Source organism: Solihabitans fulvus (assembly GCF_008386585.1).
Classification (GTDB): domain Bacteria; phylum Actinomycetota; class Actinomycetes; order Mycobacteriales; family Pseudonocardiaceae; genus Solihabitans; species Solihabitans fulvus.
The window spans coordinates 106,284-128,027 of the sequence record NZ_VUOB01000029.1; the positions used below are offsets into that span (position 1 = coordinate 106,284).

Here is a 21,744-nt window from a genome sequence, read left to right on the forward strand (position 1 = left end):
AGGATGGCACGCCAGTCGATCAGGCCGACATCGAGTGAGGTGCCGCCGTGGCGGAGGATCCCGTGCAGAGCCGTCCCTGGTACCTCCCGATGCGGGCGCGCAACGCCGACGAGGAACACCGGGCGGCCACCCCGCTGGAACTGTTCTTCGACCTATGCTTCGTGGTCGCCGTGTCGCTCGCCGGCGCGGGGCTGCACCACGCACTGACCGAGAACCACGTGGCGCACGGCGTCCTCGGCTACGTCATGGTGTTCTTCGCCATCTGGTGGGCCTGGATGAACTTCACCTGGTTCGCCTCCGCCTACGACACCGACGACGGGCTGTACCGGCTCACCACGATGGTGCAGATCGTCGGGGCGCTGGTGCTGGCGGCCGGCGTGCCGCGCGCGCTGGACCGCACTGACTTCTCGGTGATCACCGCGGGGTACGTGATCATGCGGCTGGCCATGGTGGCGCAGTGGCTGCGCGCGGCCCACGCCGATCCGGAGCACCGCCCGACCACCCTGCGCTACGCGGCGGGGGTCGCGATCGTGCAGGTCGGCTGGGTGGCCAGGCTCGCCCTGCCCGGCGCGTGGGGCATCGTCGGCTTCGTGGTGCTGGCGCTGGCGGACGTCGCGGTGCCGATCTACGCGGAGCGCTTCTCGGTGACGCCGTGGCATCCCAGCCACATCGCCGAGCGGTACGGCCTGTTCACGGTCATCGTGCTCGGTGAGTCGATCCTCGCGGCCACCACCGCCATGCGGTCGGCGCTGGACTCGGGGGAGGGCGGCGCCGCGCTGCTGTCCCTCGCCGCCGCGGGCGTGGTCATCGTGTTTTCCATGTGGTGGCTGTACTTCGACCGCTCCGCGAGCGACCTGCTCACCTCGCTGCGGGCGTCGTTGGTGTGGGGCTACGGCCACCTGGTGATCTTCGCGTCCGCCGCGGCCGTCGGCGCGGGGCTCGAGGTGGCGATCGACTACGACACGAACGCGACGCACCTGTCCGCGCTGGCCGCCGGTTGGGCCGTCACGGTGCCGGTCGCGCTGTACCTGCTCAGCGTGTGGGCGCTGCACATCCGCGCCTGCGCCAGCGAACGCGGCCCGATGGTGGCCTCGGCCTTCCCGGTGACGGCGGTGCTGGTGCTGGCCACGCCGTTCACGCACGCGCCGGTGCACGTGACCGCGGTGCTGATGGCCGGGCTCGTGCTGCTCACCCAGGTGGCAGGTCGCCGCGCGACGGCCTGACCCCGCGCTAGTCACGCGGCCCGGCCGGGCTGGATCGCGTGGCCGCGTGAGTGCGTGCGGCCTGGTCGGATCGTGTGCCGGGTCCGAACGTGACACAGCCCGGCCGGACGGAATCCCGCCCAGCCGGGCCGGGCGACTCACAGGCCGTGCTGGGCCAGCCAGTCGCGGGAGACGTCGCGGTAGAGCGGTGCGTTCGTCGCCAGCGCCACGGCGTGCCCCGAACCGGGCAGCACGTAGACGTGCAGGTCGGCGGCGGGGCCGAAGTACGGCGCCTCACCGGCCCGCAGCGCGTCCGCCGACGAGCAGTCCCGCAGCAGGCCGCAGAACCCGGTGTCGTTCGTGCCGTCGACCAGCAGCACCGGCGCGGTGATGCTCAGCGACACGGGACTCACCAGGCCGAGCGAGATGATGTCGACGAGGCTGGTCAGGGACACCTGGTCCTTGGCGTACGTCTCGTCGGCGGCGACCGTGCCTGGATCGAGGTCGCCTGGCGAGTAGTACATCGTGCCGCGTGCGCCGGGCCTGGTGGTCAGGTAGCCGGGGTCGCCGCCGCGCAGCGAGAGCTGCGGATCCAGCGTCACCGGCTGGAGGCCCAGGGCGACGTCCGCCCCGACCACGGGCACGTTGGGCAGATGCGACATCCCGGTGAGGATCACGCCGTCGACGTCGTGATAGGTCGAGGCCTCCACGATGGAGATCGCCGAGCCGGCCGAGTGCCCGACCAGCACCACCTTGTCGAAGTGTGTGCCGCCGACGAGGCCGGCCCGCAGGTCGCCGACGACCTGGTGCATGGCCGACGCCTGGAACACGCCGAGGATCAGCGTGCTCAGCGGCCGCGAACTCTGGCCGACGCCGAGTTCGTCGACGGCGAAGGTGGCCAGGCCGTGCGCGGCCATGTCGCGTTGGTAGGAGTACTGGCCGGGCTGGTACGGCAGGTCCCAGTAGGCGCTGTTGTAGGTGGCGCCGTGCAGCAACAGCTGCACGGTCGTCGACGGTGTGCCCGCCGGCGCGCAGTACTGGCCGTGCACCGTCATCGGCAGCAGGCCGGCGAGCACGGGCAGATCGGCGGTGGAGCACACCGCGTCTGCCGATGCCGGCGCGGCCGTGAATGTGCCGACCAGGGCGGCGCAGCCGGCCAGCAGTGCGGCGGCCAGTGCTGACATTGGTCTCATTGTGTGAACCCTCCCAAGATCAGGGAAGCGGTGAGCGAGGCGAGCACCGTACAACTGGCCGAAGCACTGACACGATTGGGCGAAGGCTTAGTCGCGTTCAACCGACATAAATGCGACGGCCGGCGGCCAATCGTGCTCGCTTCGGTTGAACAGGATCGTTTGTCCAGTACAGATGCCCTCTGGCCAGCGGTGGGATCCCGGCCCGTCGGGTACGGTTGACGTTTGCTCGGGCTGCCTGCTGACAGTGTTAGGTCGTGTTTCTTGTGGAGGGTTATCAGGCCAGCGAGGTGCCGCCCCACGTGGATCTCGAGCGGGCGAGTCCGTCCCGGGTCTACGATTACCTCATCGGCGGCGGCTGTAACTTCGCGGTGGATCGACAATGGGCAGAACAGGCAATCAAGCGGATGCCGTGGATACGGGCGGCAGCGAGGTCGAATCGTGCATTTCTGCGTCGGGCGGTCCGGATGTGCGCGGAAGAGGGTGTGCGGCAGTTCCTCGATCTCGGTTCCGGAATTCCCACCATTCTGAGCGTGCACGAGATGGCCTGGCAGGTCGACCGGGACTGCCGCGTGGTCTACGTGGACAACGAGCGGGTGGCCGTCGCCCACAGCGAGCTGACGCTCGCCGGCATCGAGGGCGCCGACATCATCGAGGCCGACATGTGCGACGTCGACCGGGTGCTCGGCGACCCGGTCTGCCAGCGGCTGCTCGACCTCGACCGGCCGATCGCGCTGCTGGCGACCGCCTCGCTGTACTACATCCCGGACGCCGAACTCGCCGCGCGGACCGTCGACCGCTACCTCGACGCCGTGCCGTCCGGCAGCTACCTGGTGCTGTCCCACGCCACGCTCGGCCAGGACCGCCGGGATGCCATGAAGCTCAGCCGCGTGCTGGAGATGACCCACTCGCTCACCAGCGCGGCCACCGCGCGAACACCCGAGTGGATCGCGGGCCTGTTGGCCGGGTTGGAACTCGTGCAGCCCGGCCTGGTGTACACGTCGTTCTGGCGTCCGGAAAGCCTCAGGGCGCAGGACGACACGCCGTGGCACGACGCGATGCTCGCCGCGGTCGGTCGAAAACCCTGACCTGGTCAGCGTTTGATGGGAGGGCAGTCCGTGATGGATGGTCGATCGCTCCCCGGCGACCCGGCTTGTGTCCCGTCGCCCCTGATGGCCAGACCCGGCGTGCCGGAACCGAGGTTCGCGGCGGACGACCCGTCCGGCGTCGGCCCGGCCAGGCCGGGCAGGCTGGTCAGCGGCATCGAGGCGTGGCTCGTCACCAGATACCACGAGGTGATCGCCGCCTTGACCGATCCGCGCCTGGTGATGTCCGCACCGGACGTCGAGGCCGACCTGGTGCGCAGGGGCGTGCTGCCGAAGCGGTTCGGCACGCTGTTCCAGCGCAAGGCCAAGACGCTGGTCAGCTCGGATCCGCCCGACCACACGCGGCTGCGCGCGCTCGTCGGCAAGACCTTCACGGCACGGCGGGTCGAGAGCATGCGCGGCAGGGCGCGGGAGATCTGCGCCGGGTTGGTCGACGAGATGACGCGGGCCGCCGAGGCTGGCGAGGTCGTGGACCTGGTCGACTCGTTCGCGTTTCCGTTACCTGTCATGGTGATCAGCGAGTTGATGGGCGTGCCGGCTGAGGACCGCGAGGACTTCCGCAGGTGGTCGGACGCGATCGTGTTCGACCAGGGGGACGAGGCGTCGATCGCGGCCTACACGCGCGCGGCGGCCAGCCTTGACGAGTACTTCGGCAGGCTCGTCGAGGCCAAGCGGGTCGACCCGGGGGATGATCTGGTCAGCGGGTTGATCGCGGCGCACGACAGCGGCGACCGGCTCGACGAGGCGGAGCTGCGGACGATGCTGTCGCTGCTGCTGATCGCCGGCCACGAGACGACCGTGAACCTGATCGCGAACGGCGTGCTGCTGCTGACCCGCAACCCGGCCCAGTTCGCCGCGCTGCGCGCCCAGCCCGCGCTGGTGCCGGTCGCGGTCGAGGAGTTCCTGCGGCACGTCGGCCCGGTCGCGTTCAGCTCGATGCGCTTCACCACCGAGGACGTCCGGTTCGGCGAGGTGATCGTGCCGGCGGGCGAGGTCGTGGCGCTGGGGCTGTGGGCGGCCGATCACGACCCGGCGAGGTTCGCCGAGCCGCACCGCCTCGACGTGACCAGGGGCGACAACCCGCATCTCGCGTTCGGGCACGGCACGCACTTCTGCGTCGGCGCGAGCCTGGCGCGGATGGAGGCCGAGGTGGCGATCGGCGCGCTGGTGCGGCATTTCGCGGCGATCGGGCTCGCGGTGCCGGAGGCCGAGCTGCGGTGGCGGCCGGCGAACACCAGGGGCCCGGTGCACCTGCCGGTGCGGCTGTCCGTGGCGCGCAAGGCCGTCGAACCGAGCCGGAGCGGGGACGCCGGATAGCCGGTGTCCGAAGTCACTCGGGAACCGTAGGGTGACCTTTGTGCGGGAGTCCTTTCACGAGCGCTTGGACGAGCTAGGCGAGCAACTGGCGGACATGGCCCAGCAGGCCGGCGCCGCGATCAGCGGTGCCACCACGGCGTTGCTGACGGCCGACCTGGCGTTGGCCGAACGAGTCGTCGAGGGTGACGCGGTGATCGACCGTGCGCGAAGCCGCTGCGAGGAACACGCGTACGCGCTGCTCGCGCTCCAGGCCCCGGTGGCCACGGACCTGCGCGTGGTGCTGGCGGGCGTCCGGATCGCGGAGAGCCTTGAGCGGATGGGCGACCTGGCCAAGCACATCGCCAGGACCGCCCGCCGCCGGCATCCCGAGCACGCGGTGCCGGACCCGGTGCGCCCGGCGTTCACGGAGATGGGCCGCATCTGCACGCAGCTGGCGAGGGCGACCGAACTCGCGGTCCGCAGCCGGTCGCTGACCCTGGTGCGGTCGCTTGAGGAGTCCGACGACGAGGTGGACCAGCTCTACCGCGAGCTGTTCATCACCCTGATGGCCCCGGGCTGGGCGTACGGCGTGGTCGCCGCCGTGGACGTCGCGCTGCTCGGCCGGTTCTACGAGCGGTTCGCCGATCACGCGGTCGGCGTGGCCAGGCAGATGTCGTTCGTCGCGACCGGTCGGCTCGGAAAGTCGGACTGATCCTGTGTAGCGGGGCCGGTGTGGTGCGACAAAAAATGCCCTTGATCCACGTTTCCGCAGATCAAGGGCACTTCTTGGCTGGGGTGAGTGACGGGATTCGAACCCGCGACACCTGGGATCACAACCCAGTGCTCTACCGACTGAGCTACACCCACCACGGTCGACGACCCTGGGGTCGTGCTGACGGGAAGAGCATAGCGTGTGGGTGCACCAGAGTTGAAATCGCCTAGCCGAGTCCGTCCGAGCGCAGCAGTTCGGCCGCCACGGACTGGGCCTGCTCGGTGGACGGGCCCGGCTGCGGCACGAACGCGGTGCGCCGGTAGTAGGCCAGCTCGCGGATGGACTCCTTGATGTCGGCCAGCGCGCGGTGGGCCAGACCCTTGCCCGGCTGGGCGAAGTAGATGCGCGGGTACCAGCGCCGGCACAGCTCCTTGATGGAGGACACGTCCACCATCCGGTAGTGCAGGTGCGCGTCCAGTTCCAGCATGTCGCGCGCGATGAAGCCGCGGTCGGTCGCGATCGAGTTGCCCGCGAGCGGCGCGGTGCGCGGCTCCGGCGCCCACTGCCTGATGTACGCCAGCACCTGGGCCTCGGCGTCGGCAAGCGTGACGGTGGACCGCCGCACCTCCTCGGTCAGCCCGGACTTCGCGTGCATCTCGCGCACCACGTCCGGCATCGTGTCCAGCACCGAGTCCTCGGCGTGGATCACCACGTCGACACCCTCGCCGAGCACGTTGAGGTTCGCGTCCGTCACCAGGGCGGCGATCTCGATCAACGCGTCCTTGCCCAGGTCCAGGCCGGTCATCTCGCAGTCGATCCACACCAAACGATCCGTCACGCGCGTGAGCCTAGCCCGCCACTCCCGGTAACCGAGTGATTCCGCTTCGGGTGGCGCGACGGTCGAGGGTCATTAGGCTCGGCCAAACGGCCCAACGGCGGCCAAGCGCCGGGGCCGACGGCGATCCAACGAGGGGAGCCCCGGTGAGCGACGAGCAGTCTCCGGCCAGGCAGATCGCGGCAGGCTACGTCTCCGAGGGCGCCGCCATCGAACTCGGCGCCGTCCTGGTCGACGGCCAGGTGGACCCGTCGGCCGCGGTGCGGCTCCCGCTGGCGACGCTGAACCGGCACGGCCTGGTGGCCGGCGCGACCGGCACCGGCAAGACCAAGACGCTGCAACTCATGGCGGAGCAGCTGTCCTCGGCCGGCGTCCCGGTGTTGATGGCCGACGTCAAGGGCGACCTGTCCGGGCTGTCCCGCGAGGGCGCCGCCAGCGACCGGGTGAGCACGCGGGCCACGGAGACCGGCGACGACTGGCAGCCCGCCGCGTTCCCGGTGCGGTTCCTGTCGCTTGGCACCGGCGGCGTCGGCGTCCCGGTCCGCGCGACGATCACCAGCTTCGGCCCGATCCTGCTCGCGAAGGTGTTGGGGCTCAACGAGACCCAGGAGTCGACGCTCGGGCTGATCTTCCACTGGGCCGACTCGCGCGGCCTCCCCCTGCTGGACACCAAGGACCTGCGTGCGGTCATCGCGCACCTCACCGGCGACGAGGGCAAGGCCGACCTGAAGGGCATCGGCGGCGTCTCCGCCGCGACGGCAGGGGTGATCCTGCGCTCGCTGGTCAACCTGGAGGCGCAGGGCGGCGACACGTTCTTCGGCGAGCCCGAGCTCGACCCCGCCGACCTGATGCGGCAGGACGGCGGCCGGGGCGTGATCTCGCTGCTGGAGCTGTCCGACACGCAGTCCAAGCCCGCGCTGTTCTCCACCTTCCTGATGTGGCTGCTCGCCGAGCTGTTCCACGAGCTGCCCGAGGCCGGCGACCTGGACCGGCCGAAGCTGGTGTTCTTCTTCGACGAGGCGCACCTGCTGTTCACCGGCGCGTCCAAGGCGTTCCTGGAACAGATCGTGCAGACGGTGAAGCTGATCCGCTCCAAGGGCGTCGGCGTGTTCTTCTGCACCCAGCTGCCGACCGACGTGCCCAACGCCGTGCTGTCCCAGCTCGGCGCGCGCGTGCAGCACGCGCTGCGCGCGTTCACGCCGGACGACCAGAAGGCGCTGACGCAGACCGTCAAGACCTACCCGACCACCCCGCACTACGACCTCGGCAAGGCGCTCACCTCGCTCGGCACCGGCGAGGCCGTGGTGACGGTGCTCAGCGAGCGTGGCGCGCCGACGCCGGTGGCGTGGACGCGGCTGCGCGCGCCCCGCTCGCTGATGGACACCATTGGCCAGGACGCCATCGCGGCCGAGGCCGCCGGCTGCGACCTGCACGGCAAGTACGCCGAGACGATCGACCGGGAGTCCGCCTACGAGAAGCTGATGGACAAGGTCGGCGGCGGCCAGCCGCAGGAGGAACCCCAGCCGGAGCCGGAGTCCCGGCCGGAGCCCGCGCCGGCCAGGGACGAGCCGAGCGTGGTTGAGCAGGTGCTCGGCAACTCGGCGGTGAAGTCGTTCCTTCGCTCGGCGGCCAGCGTGCTCGGCCGCGAGATCACCAGGGGCGTGTTCGGCACCGCCCGCCGCAGGAAGTAGCCGCTACCGCACCAGAAACGGGCGCAGCAGGTCCGGAACGGCCGCCTCGGCGAGGGCGAGGCCGTCGTCCTCGGCGACGTCGAGCACGTGGTACGCACCGGTGCCGGCCGCGGTGGTCGCCGCGACGGTGACCAGGCCGGCCCTGCGCTGGAACACCGACTGCGAGATCCGCCAGCCGATGATGCCGGTGCGTTGCAGCGCAACGGTTTCCCGCACCACCGACCCGTTCCGGCTGACCAGGTAGTGGTCGGTGAGCGCGTGCCCGAGGTTGCGGTAGCGGTCGACGCCGAGCAGCGCGGCGAACGGCACCAGGCAGAGCGCGACCTGCCACGGCCAGGACGGCAGCTGCCCGAGCGAGGCGAGGCCGCCGAGCGCGCCGGCGATCACCAAGACCGGCAGCACCGCGCGCACCAGGCGCCGCCACAGGGCCCGCCTCGGGTGCCGGACCAGGGGCGCGGTGGTCGGCGACGCGGACACGCCGAGCACCTCGGCCGACACCCGGTGCGCCTCGGCCGCGGGGGCGGGCGGCAGCAGCAGGCTGCCCTCCCGGTGGTGGGACAACCCGGTGGTGACGGCCTTGACGCGCGCGCCCCGGCCGGCGCGCAGCAGCAGCGGCTGCTGCACCTCGACGCCCCGCAGCCGCTTCTCCTCGACCGAGACGGACCTCGTGGTGAGCAGGCCGCGCCGCACCCGGACGGTGCCGTCGGTCTCCCTGGTCAGCCGGTAGCCCCAGAACTGGAACACGTACACGATCAGCGAGCCGAACACCGCGGCCACCAGCACCACGCCGGCGATGATCCCGACGATCAGCCCGACCGGGGCGTCGGCCAGCCAGCGCACCGTGTCCCGCCCGTAGTGGCCGGGATCGAGGTTCAGCTCCCTGGCGAAGTTCATCAGGATGCCGAAGGCCGCGCCGACCGCGACGAGCCCGGACAGCGTCAGCGGCGCGTAGCGCAGCCAGCCCGGCTTCAGCTGGGCCAGCACGGTTCCGGGGGTCTCCTCGACGTCGACCGGCGCCGAGTCGTCCACTTCGGACTGTCGGGTGCTCGGCGCGACCTTGCGGAGCAGCACCTGGCGGAGGCGTTCGGCCTCGGCGGAGGACACCGCGTCCAGGGTCAGTTCGTGGTGCTGTGTATGGGCCTTCTCGCCGGTGCCGATGCGGATCGCGGACAGACCGAACAGGCGGTGCCCCAGTTTGGCGGTGAGGTCGACGGTGCGGATGCGGTCGCGCGGCACGGAGAACTGCTTGCGCACGAACAGGCCCTTGTGCAGCTGCACCTGGTCGCCGGTGATTCGGTACTTGGTGGTGAGCCAGTGCACCAGGCCGACGGAGACCAGCAGCACGACGGCCGCGATTCCCGACACCGTCTGCCAGATGTTCCTGGTGCCGTACACCAGCAGCCCGAGGATGAGCGGGATCAGGCCGACGGCCTCGTTGAGCGGCCTGACCACCAGCATGCGCAGGTCCAGTCGGTTCCACACGGGTTCCGGCTCGACCAGCTCCGGCGCGGCGGGAAACGGCTCCTGCTCGAACGGTCCCCGCTGGCCGTACGGCTGCTGCTCGTAGGGCTGCTGCTCGTAGGGCTGCTGGGTGTAGGGCTGCTGGGTGTAGGGCTGCTGGGTGACCGGCTGCGGTCCGTACTGTTCCTGCGGCGCAACGGGTTCGGTCATGTCGCGTCCCCCGGCGTCGCCTGGGTCGCGGAGGTCAGCTCGTGCACGAGCCGGATCGCGACCTCGTGGTCGAGCCCGGCCACGTGCAGCGGACCGGCCGCCGACGCCGTGGTGATCTGGAGGGTCGCCAGGCCGAGCGCCTGCTGCAACAGCCCGCGCTTGGTGTCCACGGTCTGGATGCGCGACAGCGGCGCGACCCGCCACTCGCGGTTGATCCAGCCGGTCAGCGTGTAGGCGGCCTCGGGAGTGGTCTCCCACCTGTGCACGTGGTAGCGCCAGAACGGCATCACCACGGTGTGCGCCACCGCGATCAGCGCGCTGGCCGCCAGGGTCCAGGACAGCCAGCCGGGTGCGTCGTCCACCAGCAGCCACACCGCGAGCTGGGGGAGGACGACGACCAGCCAGCCGGCCAGCGCGCGCAGCAGCCACCACGTGACGGCTCTGCGGCTGACCTGGTGTTCTGGCATGCGCAGCCGCAGACGGCCTGGTTCGGGAACGGCGTCGGTGCTCACGGGGATACTGTGCCGCACCCCGGCGGCGCACAGGGCCGAACGTCGGCTTTGCCGTGCCTCCGGATGGCGGCAGGGCAAAGCCGAAGAGCGTTGGCCGAGGTCAGTGCGCGGGGCAAGGCCTAGTGGGACTGGTGGTGCGAGTGCCGGTGGTGCGAGCGGTGGTGCGGCTGCACGACCGTGTCCTCAGGCCAGTCGATGCCCGCGACGCCGGGCTTGTGGTGTGCCGAGCTCGGGGTGCCCGTCGACGGCGTGGCGGCGGATGCGGTGGCCGCTCCTACCACACCAATGCCAAGAGAAAGCGCGAACACTGCGAGAGTTCTGGAGATAGAGTTCACGGTCATAGTCAAGCTCCGTTCGATGGGTAGTAACTGTGCATGAGGGCAATGACACGAGCGGGCGTCCTCAGTCATCTCCGCTGACTGGTAGGGCAGGCGACGGCTTCGGCGCCCGCCTGCGGGCTGTTCGGCAGCGCCGTGGGCTGGCGCAGAAGGACCTGGCCGGTCCCGGCGTGTCGATGAGCTACGTGTCGCGGCTGGAGTCCGGCGACCGGGTGCCCTCTCCTGCGGTGGTCGCGCGGCTGTCCGAGGTGCTTGACGTCGACCCGATCGAGCTGGTCGGCTCGGCCGGCCACGGCTTCGCCCAGGACGAGGCGCTGACCTGGTGCGAGGCCACGCTGGCCTTCCGCGACGGCGATCTCGGCCGGGCCAGGGACCTGCTCGGCGAACTGGACGACCAGGCGGAGAGCGACCTGTTCGCCTGGTCGATCCGCTGGACTAGGGCGGTGTTGCAGACCAGGCAGCCCGATGTCGACGCGCTGTTGAGCACGGTGGAACGGCTGCGGTCGTCCTGGTCGCCAGGCCCCACGGTGGACGCGCTGGTCGAGGTGCTGCGGGGTCAGGCGCTGTGGCGACTCGGCAGGCCCGCCGACGCGATCAAGGCGCTGCGCGCCGCAGTGGAGCTTGCCGACGGCGACGACAGCGCGGGTGGCCAGCACGTCAGGACCCGCGCCCTGGTCAGCCTGACCGGCCAGCTCGCGCGGACCGGCAGGCTGTCCGAGGCGGAGCAGTCGGTCGACCAGCTCACCCGCGAGCTGACCGATCTCAAACCCGGCAGGCTGGCGATCTCCGCGTGGTGGGTCCGCGCGCAGGTCAAGGAACGGCTGGGGGACCGCCCCGACGCCGAGCGCTCGATCCAGCACGCGCTCGACCTGCTCGAGAGCTTCGACGGCGACCCGGTCTACCGCAACCAGGTGCGGCTCGCGTCGGTTGCGCTCGCGCTCCGCTCCACCGAACCCGACCTCGCCGCGGCCGCGGGCATTCTCGACCTGGTCGAGGCCGAGCTGGTGGCGCGACCGGCGAAGCTGAGCGCGCAGGCCGAGTCGATGCGCGCGGAACTCGCGCTGTGCGAGGACGATCCGGAGCGCGGCTGGACGCTGGCGGAACACGCGATCGGCACCGGCGCGCTCGACGACGAGGACCTGCTGCGCTGTCGGCTGCTGCTGGTGCGCGCGGCCGACCAGCTCGGCCACGGGGAGCGGTTCGAGGTGGCGCGGACCGCCCTGGCCGCCCTGCTCGACCAACTCAGCCCGGACGCGGTCGACCCGCTGCTCTGGCGGGACATAGCGCGATTCGCACTGCGTCGCCATTAGCGGCCCCCACGGTCCGTCGAGTTGTCAGCGTTGTCATTTCTGCCGTCTCACCGCGTCAGTGACGTGTGAGTGACTTGTCAGGCGTGTTGGCGAGCATGACACAGCGGATTGAGTGGTTCATTACCTACTTCTGACTCACCCGCTTGGGTGAAAACCCACCATTGCCGCGTGGGTGCTGTCGGCATGCCCGAGAAACGTGAGAATTGCTCAGGTTGACTGGCGTCGACGAACCACCGGTACTGCCCTTTTGGTCATTCCACCTGCATTGGCCCAGCTCAGTCGGCGGGCTGACCGTCGTCCTGCGCCTCGCCGAGGTTGATCCACCACAGCACGGCACCGGTTCGGCCGCGGACTTCCAGCGTGCGGTAGATGCGCTGGAGGTGGTTCTGCACGGTCTTGGGGGACAGGCCGAGGTCCTCGGCGATCGCGCCGGTGCCGACCCCGTCCACCACCAGCTGGAGAATCTCGATGCCCCGGCGGGTGAGGCCCGCCCGCAGCGCGTGCGCGATGCGCGTGTTGATCTGCTCGGCCGTCGCGGTCTCGCGCAGCGCGCCCGGCTCGGTCCTGCGCGGCCCCACCCGGGTGACGGCATCCTCGCGGCGCGGCTCGAAGCGGCGGCTGGCCAGCTGCTCCAGCAACCGGGCGGACGCGTCGTGGTCCCGCATCCGCAGCAGGTCCCTGCCCTCCTGGAGCTGCCACAGCCGGTAGTGCTCGAGCTGGAGCCGGGAGTGCAGCAGCGCGTCCGCCAGCTCGCCGGCCGTCTCGTGCGCGTGGCTCAGCGCGCCGTGCGCCTGCGCGGCCAGCTCCCTGGCCAGGCAGCCCCTCGCGAGTTCCGCGGCCTCGGTGAGCTGGCCGATCTGCTCGGCGACGCGGCCGCGCACGCCGCTGAGCCGTGCCTGCGCCATCCGCAGCTCGGCCAGCACCGAGGGGCGGTCGACGCCCGTCAGCAGCCGTTCGGCGCGGTGGTAGGTGCGCTGCGCGCGGTCGGGTTCGCCGAGGTCGAGCCGGATGTGGGTGAGCAGGATGTTGACCCTGGCCAGCCGGACCGGCGCGTCCACCTGCTTCCACCGGTCCCGCGCGTTGTTGCTCAGCCGCTCGGCCCGCCGCAGCTTGAGCGTGCACGGCTCCCCGCCGGGGCTGCACCTGGCCGAGGCGACCCGCTGCATGCAGTGCTCGTGGTACTGCGTCCGCATCACCTGGGCCTGCTGGAACAGGATGGCGCCGATCAGCTCGGGCTCGCCGGTCAGCTCGGCCAGCCCGAGCGCCCTTGACATCGAGTTGAACGAGCGTTCGCTCGAGTCCAGCCGCAGCTCGACCAGCGCGCGGGAGTAGCTGCACCGCGCCTCGAGGCTGACGTGCCGGTTGGCCGTCGCGATCTGCTGCACCTTGTCGATGGTGTCCAGCGCCGCGGGCCACAGGCCGCGCTTGCCGACCGCGACGGCCTGGGCGAGCACGCCCTCCGCGACACCCTCGGTGTCGTCCAGCCAGCTGAAGGTGGCCACGGCCTTCTCGGCCAGTTCCAGCGCCTCGCCCGGCCGCCCCTCCTCCAGCGCGGCCTGGGCCCCGTGCAGGTTCTGTCTGGCCGTGCTGCGAGCGTCGACGTACTGGGCAGGGTCGACGGAGCTGCGAACAGCGGTCACCGCGCGAAGTCCCCCTGTGTTCCTGTCGACGGTCCACCTCCTGGCACCGCGCGCACCATGGATATGAGGATCCCTCAACTAGAGGATAGCCCGGTACGCCCGAGTCACCTCCCAAGTTGACGCTTGAGCACCTTCCCGGTTGCGTTGCGCGGCAGCGCGTCGAGGAACACCACATCTCGCGGCACCGAGAACCTGGCCAGGTGCGCGCGCACGTGCTCGCGCACCGCCTCGGCGTCGAGGGCGCCGGGAGCGGTCGGCACCACGTAGGCGGCCAGCCGCTGGCCGAACTCCTCGTCCGCCACCCCGACCACGGCGACCTCCCGCACCTCCGGCACCGCCGCGAGCAGGTCCTCCACCTCGCGCGGGTACACGTTCTCGCCGCCCGAGACGATCATCTCGTCGTCCCGGCCCGCCACGAACAACAGCCCGGAATCGTCGTGGTAACCCAGGTCGCCCGTTGACATGAGCCCACCGCGCACCTCCTTGCCGGTGCCGTTGGTGTAGCCCTCGAACAGGAACTCGTTGGCCACGAAGATGCGGCCCGTCTCGCCGACCGGCACCGGGCTGCCGTGCTCGTCCAGGATGGCCAGCCGGGTGCCGCGCGGCGGATACCCTGCCGTGCTCGGGCTGACGCCAAGGTCGGCGGGGCCCGCAATGCTCACCCAGGACACCTCGGTCGTGCCGTAGAGGTTGTAGAGCACCGGTCCGAACTCGCGAAGGCACCGAGTCGCCGCCGGGGCGGGCAGGGCCGAGCCGCTGGAGGCGATCACCCGCAGCGCGGACAGGTCGTAGCGCGCGCGCTCCGCCTCTGGCAGCTCCAGGATCCGTTGCAGCATCACGGGAACGACGAACAGCGAGGTGCAGCGGTGCCGCTGCGCAGCGGCCAGCGTCTCGGCTGGCTCGAACTTCCGTTGCAGCACCAGCGTTGCCCCGAGCACCAGGCCGAGCTGGAACGCGGCGAGCCCCCAGGTGTGGAACAGCGGCGAGGGCACGAGCGCGATCTCCCCCTCGCGCAACGGGATCCGGGACAGCAGCGCGGCCGCCGGGCTGAGGCCGGTCGGCTCCGGCCGGCGCGCCCCCTTCGGCGCGCCCGTGGTGCCGGAGGTCAGCACGATCAGCCTGCCGCGCGGCGGTCGGCGCGGCAGCGGGGTCGCCGGGGAGTCCTCGATCAGCCCGCGCAGCGTCGTGCCCCGGGCTTCGTCGTCCACCCAGGCGGTCACCGTGCGGACCTCGGCGGGCGCCTGCGCGAGCTGCGGGCCGAACTCGGTGTCCGCCACGACGACGGCGACGTCCTGCTCGCGCAGCACCACGCCGAGCTGTGTGGCGCTCAGGCCGGTGTTGAGCAGCACGGTGTGCGCGCCGAGCTTGACGCAGGCGGTGAGCGTCTCGATCACGCCCCGGTGGTTGCGGCACAGCACCGCGACCTTGCTGCCCGGCCGGACGCCGAGCCCGGCCAACCCGTTGGCCAGCCGGGTGGTGCGCTCGTCGACCTGCGCGAAGGTCAGCTCGCCGAGCTCGTCGATGATGGCCGCGCGGTCGGGGTGCCGGGCCGCGCCCATCGCGTAACCCCACGGCACCGTGAGGTCCCAGCGCAGGTAGCCGTCCAGCACGCCGAGCAGCCGGTCCGGCCGCATCGGGCGGACCACGCCTGCCCTGGCCAGGATCAGCACGTCCCGCGCCGGTTGCAGGAGCCGATCGAGCAGGGACCGCACGCCCGTCACCTTGGAGGTCCGCAGGAGCACCGACTCCACCTCGCATTCCGTTGGGTGGTCGTCCTGGCCGCCGGGGGCAGGGGGCGCCGGCGGCCAGGACGACTGGTCATCGCACTGCGTTGCGCAGCAGACGGGTCAGGCCGGCGGCCACCGATGCCAGCGGCGGCACGGCGGCCTGTCGCCCGCGCGCCTCGGGCGCGGACTCGGGCAGCGCGCGGTAGGCGAGGTGCGCGACGGCCCGCCCGGTCCTCGGCGCGACCCGGCGGGCCAGGTCGGCGAGCACCCCCGACCGCAGGTTGACCTCCTCGGGGCGCTCCACCAGGGCGCGCACCACGAGGTCGGCCGCGCGTTCCGGGGTGGCCGCGGGGAACGCGTCGTACACCTTCGTCGCCCCGCTCATCGGCGTGCGCACCAGCGGCATCCGCACCGAGGTGAAGGTGACGCCGTCGCCGACGGTCTCGCCGGCCGCGACGCGGCTGAACGCGTCCAGCGCCGCCTTCGAGCCGAGGTACGCGGAGAACCTCGGCGTGTTGGTCTGCACGCCCATGGTCGACACGTTCACGATGTGGCCGAACCGGCGCTCGGCCATGTGCGGCAGCAGCCCGAGGATCAGCCGCAGCGGCGCGAAATAGTTGAGCGCCATGGTCCGCTCGTAGTCGTGCAGCCGGTCGACCGACAGCAGCACCGAGCGCCGGATCGACCTGCCGGCGTTGTTCACCACCATGTCGACACCGGCGTGCTCGGCGAGGACCTGCTTGAGCAGCGCGTCGACGGCCTCGCCGTCGGTCAGGTCGCACGGGTAGCTGACCGCGGCGCCGCCTGCGGCGACGATCTCCGCGACGACCTTGTCCAGCTCCTCGGCCCGCCGCGCCACCAGCAGCGGCACCGCGCCGTGCCTGGCGACGGCGAGCGCGGTGGCCCGGCCGATCCCCGAGGACGCGCCGGTGATCAGCACCCGGCGGCCGGCCAGGTCGTGTCCCGTGGGTCTTTTCCGTCGCGAGCGGGGATCCAGGTGTCGTCTCGCAAGGCGCGCACGCGTCCCCATCCCGGTGTTGGATGGGGGCGTGGGCGCAACGCGGCGAGGCGGCGCCTGGGCCCCGCGCAGCAGGAAAGAGATCCGCGGGACATGGCCTAGTTCGCCGCGCGCACTGCGGCGGCGGCCGGCCCGGTCCTGGTCGAGGTGGTCGGCCCAGTACCGCCACAGCGCGCCGGCGTACTCGCGCAGCGGCGGCGGCTCGATGCCGGTGCCGGCCAGCGCCGCGCGGGTGGCCGCGTTGTCGAAGGTCGTCGGCAGTGTCAGGTGCGGCAACACCTCGGGCGGCACGCCGAGTTCGGTCAGCACGGCCGCGCGCACCGGGTCGTCGGCCGAGGTCCTGGCCAGCGCGGCGACGGCGGCCCGCGCCGGGGCGGACAGCCAGCCGGGCGCGGTGAGCGCGACCCTCGGCGCGCCGGCCGCCTCCGCCAGCGCGTTGTACACCTCGGTGATCGACTGCGGCTCGGCGTTGGTGAGGTGGAACGTGCTGCCGGAGGGGGCCTCGGCGTGCATGAGGTGGTCGATGGCGGCGGCGACGTGGTCGACCGGGACGAGGTTGGTCGCGCCGAGGTCGGGGGCCACCAGCGGCAGCCAGGCCGGGGCGACGGGCAGGCCGGCGAGCAGCGCGATGGCCGGGAAAAAGTAGTACGGGCCGTCGATCTTGTCCATCTCGCCGGTGCGCGAGTCGCCGACCACGGCGCTTGGCCGGTACACCCGCCACGGCACGACGTCCTGCTCCCGCACCAGCTTCTCGGCGGCGAACTTGGTCTGGTGGTACGGCGTTGGCAGCCGCTGCCCGAGGTCGAAGTCGGTCTCGGCGAACCGGCCCCGGTGCGCCCCTGCGACGGCGATCGAGGACACGTGGTGCAGCCAGCGCGCGCCGACCGCGCCGGCGAAGTCGATCACGTTGCGGGTGCCGTCGACGTTCGCGGCGCGGTGGCTGTCCAGGTCGCGGGTCAGGTCGTAGACGGCGCCGAGGTGCAGCACGTGGTCCACGGCGCCGGCCAGCTCGCCGAGGTCCACGCCGAGGGCAGGCGCGGTCAGGTCGCCGACGACGGGGACGACCTTGCGCTGCTCGGGCCAGCGCGCGGTGATGGCCGCGAGGCGCTCCCTCGACTGGCTCCTGACCAGCACGTACACCCGTTCGCAGTCCGGTCGGGCGAGCAGGCGCGCGACCAGGTGACGGCCGATGAAGCCGGTGGCTCCGGTGACGAAACAGGTGCTCACGGCCACCTCCTCTGTCCTGATACTCGCATTACCTACCGGCGAGTAGGAAGGGGTGGCGTCGATTTGCCCCGAACAACGCGGCAGCCCCGGCGCGCGACGCGCCGGGGCTGCCGGGTGGGAGATGGTCAGGGGCCGCTGCTCGACGACTAGCCGAGGCGCTGCTCAAGGACCTGGCCGGGCCAGTCGCCGACCAGGAACGTGTCGGTGGGGGTGAAGCCCGCGGAGACGTAGAACTGGACGAGCGCGCCGTCGTCGCCCGCGTAGCAGTCCACCCGCACCCGCTCGACGCCGAGCCGCTCGGCCTCGGCCCGCGCGTGCGCCAGCAGCTGCCGGCCAGCACCCCGCGCCGCCGGTTCGCGCCCGCCGACGAGGGCGGCGACGTACAGCTCGGGGACGTCCGTCGGCGGCACGTAGTCCGGCGCCTCGCCGAGGGTGACCGAGCCTGTGGTCAGTCCGTCGTTCTCGGCCAGCCACATTCCGCCGCCCGCCGCCCACGTCCGCACCTGCTCGACGCGCTTCGGGCTGCCGGAGAAGGAGTCCGTGCCCCACTGGCCGGTCCGGTCCTGGCCGACCAGCCAGCGGACGGCCTCGTCGAACAGCGCGACGACCGTGTCGACGTCCGCGATCGAGCCGGGGCGGATGGTGTGCGTGATCGGTGTCGTGCCCGCCGTCACTGGCCCACGGCTCCGGATGCGTCCACGACCGCGTCGCGCAGCGCGGCGCGCAGCCTGCCGACCTCCAACGGGGTGAGCACGGCGGCCTCGCCCGGTGGCACCGTGACGACGATGTGGCCCTGGCTCACGAACACGGTCATGTCGCGTCTGCGGGACGCGATGTCGCGGCAACTGATCTGCCACTCCTGCTGGACTGCCACTGCCCCCAACCTCCAACTACGTCGGCACGGCCGCTCGACCAACTCGCGGGCGCTTGCTCGGGTGAGACGAACGCCGGCCGGTGCCGTGACGACGTTCCCGACGGTGGTTTGTCGAGGAACCCGCCGGGCGACCTTGCCGAGCTGCCGATAGCGTCGCATGAGACGTGTGTGCCGTCACCTAGGAGGGTGAAATATGGCTAATCCGCAACGCATCGTCGTCGTTGGCTCGGGGCTCGCGGGGGCATCCGCCGCCGGGGCACTACGGGAGCGCGGGTTCGACGGCGAAGTGCTGCTGTTCGGCCAGGAATCGCACCGACCATACGAGTTGCCCGCTCTGTCCAAGGACATCCTGCTCGGCAACGCGGACGAGCCCGCCTGGGTGCACGAGGAGGACTTCTACGCGGACAAGGGCATCGATCGCCGGCACAGCACGGAGATCCGCGAGGTGCGGCCCGCCGATCGGGTGGTGGTGGATTCTGCCGGCGCGACGCACAGTTACGACCGGCTGTTGCTGGCGACCGGTTCGCAGCCGCGCACCCTGCCCGTGCCCGGCGCGGAGCTGGCCGGCCTGCGCACGCTACGCACGCTGGACGACTCGTTGGCACTGCGGGACGAGCTCAAGGCGGCCGGGCGGGTGGTGATCGTCGGCGCGGGCTGGATCGGTTGCGAGGTGGCGGCCGCCGCCATCCGGCACGACGCGGACGTCACCGTCGTGGACACCGTTGCGCTGCCGCTGCAACGGGTTCTCGGCGACACCATCGGCGAGGTCTTCCGGAACCTGCACGCGGAGCAGGGCGTGGCCTGGCGGCTCGGCGCCGGTGTCGAGGGATTCCTCGGCGGCGACGACGGCCGCGTGCGCGCGGTCCGGCTCGCCGGCGGCGACGAGGTGCCCGCCGATCTGGTGGTGCTCGGGGTCGGCGCCGCGCCCCGCCTCGGACTGGCCGAGCGGGCCGGCATCGAGCTGACCGACGAGGTGCCCGGCGGCGGCGTCGCGGTGGACGCGGCACTGCGCACCTCGGTGCCGGAGATCTACGCGGCCGGCGACATCGCCGCGCACGCGCATCCCCGGTACGGGCGGCGGGTTCGGGTCGAGCACTGGGCCAACGCCAAGGACCAGGGCGCGCACGTGGCCGGCAACCTGCTCGGCGCGGCCGAGCCGTTCCAGGCGAGCCCGTACTTCTTCTCCGACCAGTACGACCTCGGCATGGAGTACCGGGGTCTAGCCGATCCCGGGCGCGACGAGTTGGTGGTGCGCGGCGACACGGCCACCCGCGAGTTCATCGCGTTCTGGTTGCGCGACGGTCGTTTGCAGGCCGCGATGAACGTGAACCTGTGGGACGACGGGGACGCCCTCCAGGCGTTGGTCGACGCGCAGGCCGCGCTCTCGCCCGACCAGCTCCGCACCGCAGACCTGGCCGCCCTGGTGTGACATGAAGGGTCCCTTCAGGACACCGGATGTCCTGAAGGGACCCTTCGTGACGTCTCAGTGCGTCAGTTCTGGCGTGGCCTCGGCGCTTTGGGCGAGTTCGGGTTCCTCGGTGAGTTCCCTGCCGCCCCTGGCGAGCGTGACGTAGGCGAGCATCGCCAGCACGCCGAGCGCGGCCATCACGATGGCCATCGGCACCGCGCTGCCGCTGCCGCCGAGCCCGACCAGCGGGGCGGTCACCCCGCCGATGGCCAGCTGGAGCGTGCCGAGCAGGGCCGAGGCGGTGCCGGCGGCGCCGGGCTGCTCGTTGAGCGCGAGCGCCGTCGAGTTCGGCATGACCAGCCCGATCGCGGCCACCAGCACGAACAGCGGCGGCAGGATGCCGACGAGGCCGAGGCCCTCGGCGGCGGCCAGCAGCAGGACAACGCCGCCGACGCCGATCATGGCGAGGCCGATCGCGAGCAGCTTTCGGGTGGACACCCTGCCGACCAGCCTGCCGTTGATCTGGCCGGCGATCACGATGCCGACCGCGTTGACCGCGAACACGGCGCTGAACCCCTGCGGGCTGAGGCCGTAGACACTCTGGAGCACGAAGCTGGAGCCGGAGATGTAGGCGAACATCGCGGCGAAGCCGAGCCCGCCGGCCAGCGCGTAGCCGAGGAACACCCGGTTGGCGAGGAGGCTGCCGAAGGTCCGCACGGTGTCGCCGAACCCGCCGTGCCTGCGCCGGTCCGCCGGCAGCGTCTCGGGCAGGCCGAACACGCTCGCGCCGAGCAGCAGCACCCCGAACACCGTGAGCACCGCGAACACACCGCGCCACGAGGTCAGCGCGAGCAGTTGGCCGCCGAGCACCGGGGCCAGGATCGGCGCGAGGCCGCTGACCAGCATGAGCATCGAGAAGAACTTCGCGGCGGCGACGCCGCGGAACAGGTCGCTGACCACGGCCCTGGCGATCACGATGCCGGCCGCCGCGCTGAAGCCCTGCACCAGGCGGAGCCCGGTCAGCACGTAGACCGACGGCGCGAACGCACACAGGACCGAGGCGAGCGCGTAGGCGACCAGGCCGATCAGCAGCGGGCGGCGGCGGCCGTACGCGTCGCTGAGCGGGCCGGCGACCAGCTGCCCGAAGGCGAGGCCGATCACGAACGCGGTGAGGGTGAGCTGCACCTGGGCCGCGCCGGTGCCGTAGTCGCCAGCGATGGTCGGCAGGGCCGGCAGGTACATGTCGATCGACAGCGGACCGAACGCCGAAAGGCCGCCGAGGATCAGTAGGAACTTGGTGCGACCCGCCGTGACCTCGCGCGATGTGCTCGCAGAACTCTGTGCCCTCACGACAGAGGGCAACCTGTTGCGCTCGCACGCTGTTCCGGGTTTGCCTGAGTCACATCTCACTCCGGCGGATCACTCTGGCGGATCACTCTGGCGGATCACTCCGGTGGATCGCTCTGGCGGATCATCGCGACCCGAGGCGCGACCACGATGCCGGCCGCCACCTCCCGCTGCCACTGCGCCCGCAGCTGCGGACCCCAGTCCCGCTCGGCGAGCACGCGGAAGCCGTGCCTGGCGTACCAGTGCGCGTTCCACGGCAGGTCGCGGAAGGTCGTGAGGGTCAGCGCCGGGTATCCCCGCTCCCTGGCGTCGGCGATGGTCGCGGCGAGCAGGGCGCTGCCGACGCCGCGCCGCCCGCTGTCCGGGTGCACGCAGATCTCCTCGAGGTGGGCGAACCCGTCCAGCTCGCCGATCGCGGCGAAGCCCACCGGCGGCGCGCCCGCGACCAGGACCGTGGCGGCGGCCAGCAGCAGGTCCGTCGCGTCGTCCGGCGGCAGCGTGATGCCGTGCTCGGCGAACAGCCCGTCGGCGGCGTCGGACACCGCGAGGAGGCGGTCGAGGTCGGCCTCGCCGTCCCAGTGTGTGATCACCCTGTCAAGGGTGTCATCCCAGGTCAACGGATTATCGGGGGCGCACGCGA

The 21,744-nt window shown here is 71.7% G+C and carries 18 protein-coding genes and 1 tRNA gene; 7 read left to right on the forward strand and 12 right to left on the reverse strand.

Features of this window, described 5'->3' with window-relative positions:
- The first annotated feature begins 47 nt into the window (after positions 1-47).
- A complete protein-coding gene (locus tag F0L68_RS17775; protein WP_223198883.1) occupies positions 48-1,223 on the forward strand; it encodes a low temperature requirement protein A in 1,176 nt (391 codons plus the stop codon).
- Positions 1,224-1,360: 137 nt separating this feature from the next.
- Here F0L68_RS17775 and F0L68_RS17780 read toward each other — a convergent pair whose 3' ends face one another.
- Complete coding sequence (locus F0L68_RS17780) at positions 1,361-2,386, reverse strand: alpha/beta fold hydrolase (RefSeq protein WP_223198884.1); 1,026 nt, start codon at positions 2,384-2,386, stop codon at positions 1,361-1,363.
- Between the two features lie 308 nt (positions 2,387-2,694).
- On the opposite strand from F0L68_RS17780, the gene F0L68_RS17785 reads away from it, so the two are divergent.
- The 3 genes from F0L68_RS17785 (at position 2,695) to phoU (ending at position 5,506) form a co-directional block, all read left to right on the forward strand.
- Entirely contained in the window at positions 2,695-3,480 is a 786-nt protein-coding gene (locus F0L68_RS17785) for an SAM-dependent methyltransferase (protein WP_188316641.1), read from the forward strand.
- A gap of 84 nt (positions 3,481-3,564) precedes the next feature.
- Positions 3,565-4,815 carry a cytochrome P450 family protein gene (locus F0L68_RS17790; protein ID WP_188316642.1) on the forward strand — a complete coding sequence of 417 codons (1,251 nt, stop codon included), beginning with the start codon at positions 3,565-3,567 and terminating at the stop codon, positions 4,813-4,815.
- 40 nt (positions 4,816-4,855) lie between these two features.
- Positions 4,856-5,506 carry a phosphate signaling complex protein PhoU gene (gene phoU, locus F0L68_RS17795; protein WP_149850706.1) on the forward strand — a complete coding sequence of 217 codons (651 nt, stop codon included), beginning with the start codon at positions 4,856-4,858 and terminating at the stop codon, positions 5,504-5,506.
- A 79-nt stretch (positions 5,507-5,585) separates the two neighbouring features.
- Here phoU and F0L68_RS17800 read toward each other — a convergent pair.
- Positions 5,586-5,661: transfer RNA gene (locus F0L68_RS17800), tRNA-His, on the reverse strand.
- A gap of 71 nt (positions 5,662-5,732) precedes the next feature.
- A complete protein-coding gene (gene orn, locus F0L68_RS17805; protein ID WP_149850707.1) occupies positions 5,733-6,344 on the reverse strand; it encodes an oligoribonuclease in 612 nt (203 codons plus the stop codon).
- 143 nt (positions 6,345-6,487) lie between these two features.
- Here orn and F0L68_RS17810 point away from each other — a divergent pair, with 143 nt between their 5' ends.
- Positions 6,488-8,032 (forward strand): helicase HerA-like domain-containing protein, encoded by a 1,545-nt coding sequence (locus F0L68_RS17810; protein WP_149850708.1) that lies wholly within the window; start codon positions 6,488-6,490, stop codon positions 8,030-8,032.
- Positions 8,033-8,035: 3 nt separating this feature from the next.
- Here the strand turns inward: F0L68_RS17810 and F0L68_RS17815 are convergent, their stop codons facing one another.
- Together F0L68_RS17815 and F0L68_RS17820 are read right to left on the reverse strand one after the other, a co-directional pair.
- Complete coding sequence (locus tag F0L68_RS17815; protein WP_149850709.1) at positions 8,036-9,703, reverse strand: PH domain-containing protein; 1,668 nt, start codon at positions 9,701-9,703, stop codon at positions 8,036-8,038.
- Positions 9,700-10,215 carry a PH domain-containing protein gene (locus F0L68_RS17820; RefSeq protein WP_306463156.1) on the reverse strand — a complete coding sequence of 172 codons (516 nt, stop codon included), beginning with the start codon at positions 10,213-10,215 and terminating at the stop codon, positions 9,700-9,702. The genes F0L68_RS17815 and F0L68_RS17820 overlap by 4 nt, the downstream gene beginning before the upstream one ends.
- Positions 10,216-10,585: 370 nt before the next feature.
- Here F0L68_RS17820 and F0L68_RS17825 point away from each other — a divergent pair, with 370 nt between their 5' ends.
- Complete coding sequence (locus tag F0L68_RS17825) at positions 10,586-11,863, forward strand: helix-turn-helix domain-containing protein (protein ID WP_149850710.1); 1,278 nt, start codon at positions 10,586-10,588, stop codon at positions 11,861-11,863.
- Positions 11,864-12,138: 275 nt separating this feature from the next.
- Here F0L68_RS17825 and F0L68_RS43550 read toward each other — a convergent pair whose 3' ends face one another.
- The 5 genes from F0L68_RS43550 to F0L68_RS17850 all read right to left on the reverse strand — a co-directional run bounded on the left by F0L68_RS43550 (position 12,139) and on the right by F0L68_RS17850 (position 18,349).
- A complete protein-coding gene (locus F0L68_RS43550) occupies positions 12,139-13,503 on the reverse strand; it encodes a helix-turn-helix transcriptional regulator (protein ID WP_223198885.1) in 1,365 nt (454 codons plus the stop codon).
- A 104-nt stretch (positions 13,504-13,607) separates the two neighbouring features.
- Positions 13,608-15,245 (reverse strand): AMP-binding protein, encoded by a 1,638-nt coding sequence (locus F0L68_RS17835; RefSeq protein WP_223198886.1) that lies wholly within the window; start codon positions 15,243-15,245, stop codon positions 13,608-13,610.
- A 76-nt stretch (positions 15,246-15,321) separates the two neighbouring features.
- Positions 15,322-17,475: an SDR family NAD(P)-dependent oxidoreductase gene (locus F0L68_RS17840; RefSeq protein WP_149850711.1), complete on the reverse strand. Its 2,154-nt coding sequence runs from the start codon at positions 17,473-17,475 to the stop codon at positions 15,322-15,324.
- Positions 17,476-17,621: 146 nt separating this feature from the next.
- On the reverse strand, positions 17,622-18,149 hold the full coding sequence (locus F0L68_RS17845) for a GNAT family N-acetyltransferase (protein WP_223198887.1): 528 nt from the start codon (positions 18,147-18,149) through the stop codon (positions 17,622-17,624).
- A complete protein-coding gene (locus tag F0L68_RS17850) occupies positions 18,146-18,349 on the reverse strand; it encodes a hypothetical protein (protein WP_149850712.1) in 204 nt (67 codons plus the stop codon). Before F0L68_RS17850 ends, F0L68_RS17845 begins: the two co-directional genes overlap by 4 nt.
- A gap of 193 nt (positions 18,350-18,542) precedes the next feature.
- Here F0L68_RS17850 and F0L68_RS17855 point away from each other — a divergent pair, with 193 nt between their 5' ends.
- Positions 18,543-19,778: an NAD(P)/FAD-dependent oxidoreductase gene (locus F0L68_RS17855; protein ID WP_149850713.1), complete on the forward strand. Its 1,236-nt coding sequence runs from the start codon at positions 18,543-18,545 to the stop codon at positions 19,776-19,778.
- Positions 19,779-19,832: 54 nt separating this feature from the next.
- Here F0L68_RS17855 and F0L68_RS17860 read toward each other — a convergent pair whose 3' ends face one another.
- Entirely contained in the window at positions 19,833-21,107 is a 1,275-nt protein-coding gene (locus F0L68_RS17860) for a Bcr/CflA family multidrug efflux MFS transporter (protein WP_149850714.1), read from the reverse strand.
- Between the two features lie 95 nt (positions 21,108-21,202).
- Positions 21,203-21,694 (reverse strand): GNAT family N-acetyltransferase, encoded by a 492-nt coding sequence (locus tag F0L68_RS17865; RefSeq protein ID WP_223198888.1) that lies wholly within the window; start codon positions 21,692-21,694, stop codon positions 21,203-21,205.
- Between the last annotated feature and the right edge of the window lie 50 nt (positions 21,695-21,744).

Bases quoted from the DNA above. Each gene is read 5' to 3' on its own strand.
- F0L68_RS17790 (WP_188316642.1), top strand. From the start codon at position 3,565: ATGGCCAGACCCGGCGTGCCGGAACCGAGGTTCGCGGCGGACGACCCG.
- F0L68_RS17855 (WP_149850713.1), top strand. From the start codon at position 18,543: ATGGCTAATCCGCAACGCATCGTCGTCGTTGGCTCGGGGCTCGCGGGG.
- F0L68_RS17780 (WP_223198884.1), bottom strand. From the start codon at position 2,386: ATGTCAGCACTGGCCGCCGCACTGCTGGCCGGCTGCGCCGCCCTGGTC.
- F0L68_RS17815 (WP_149850709.1), bottom strand. From the start codon at position 9,703: ATGACCGAACCCGTTGCGCCGCAGGAACAGTACGGACCGCAGCCGGTC.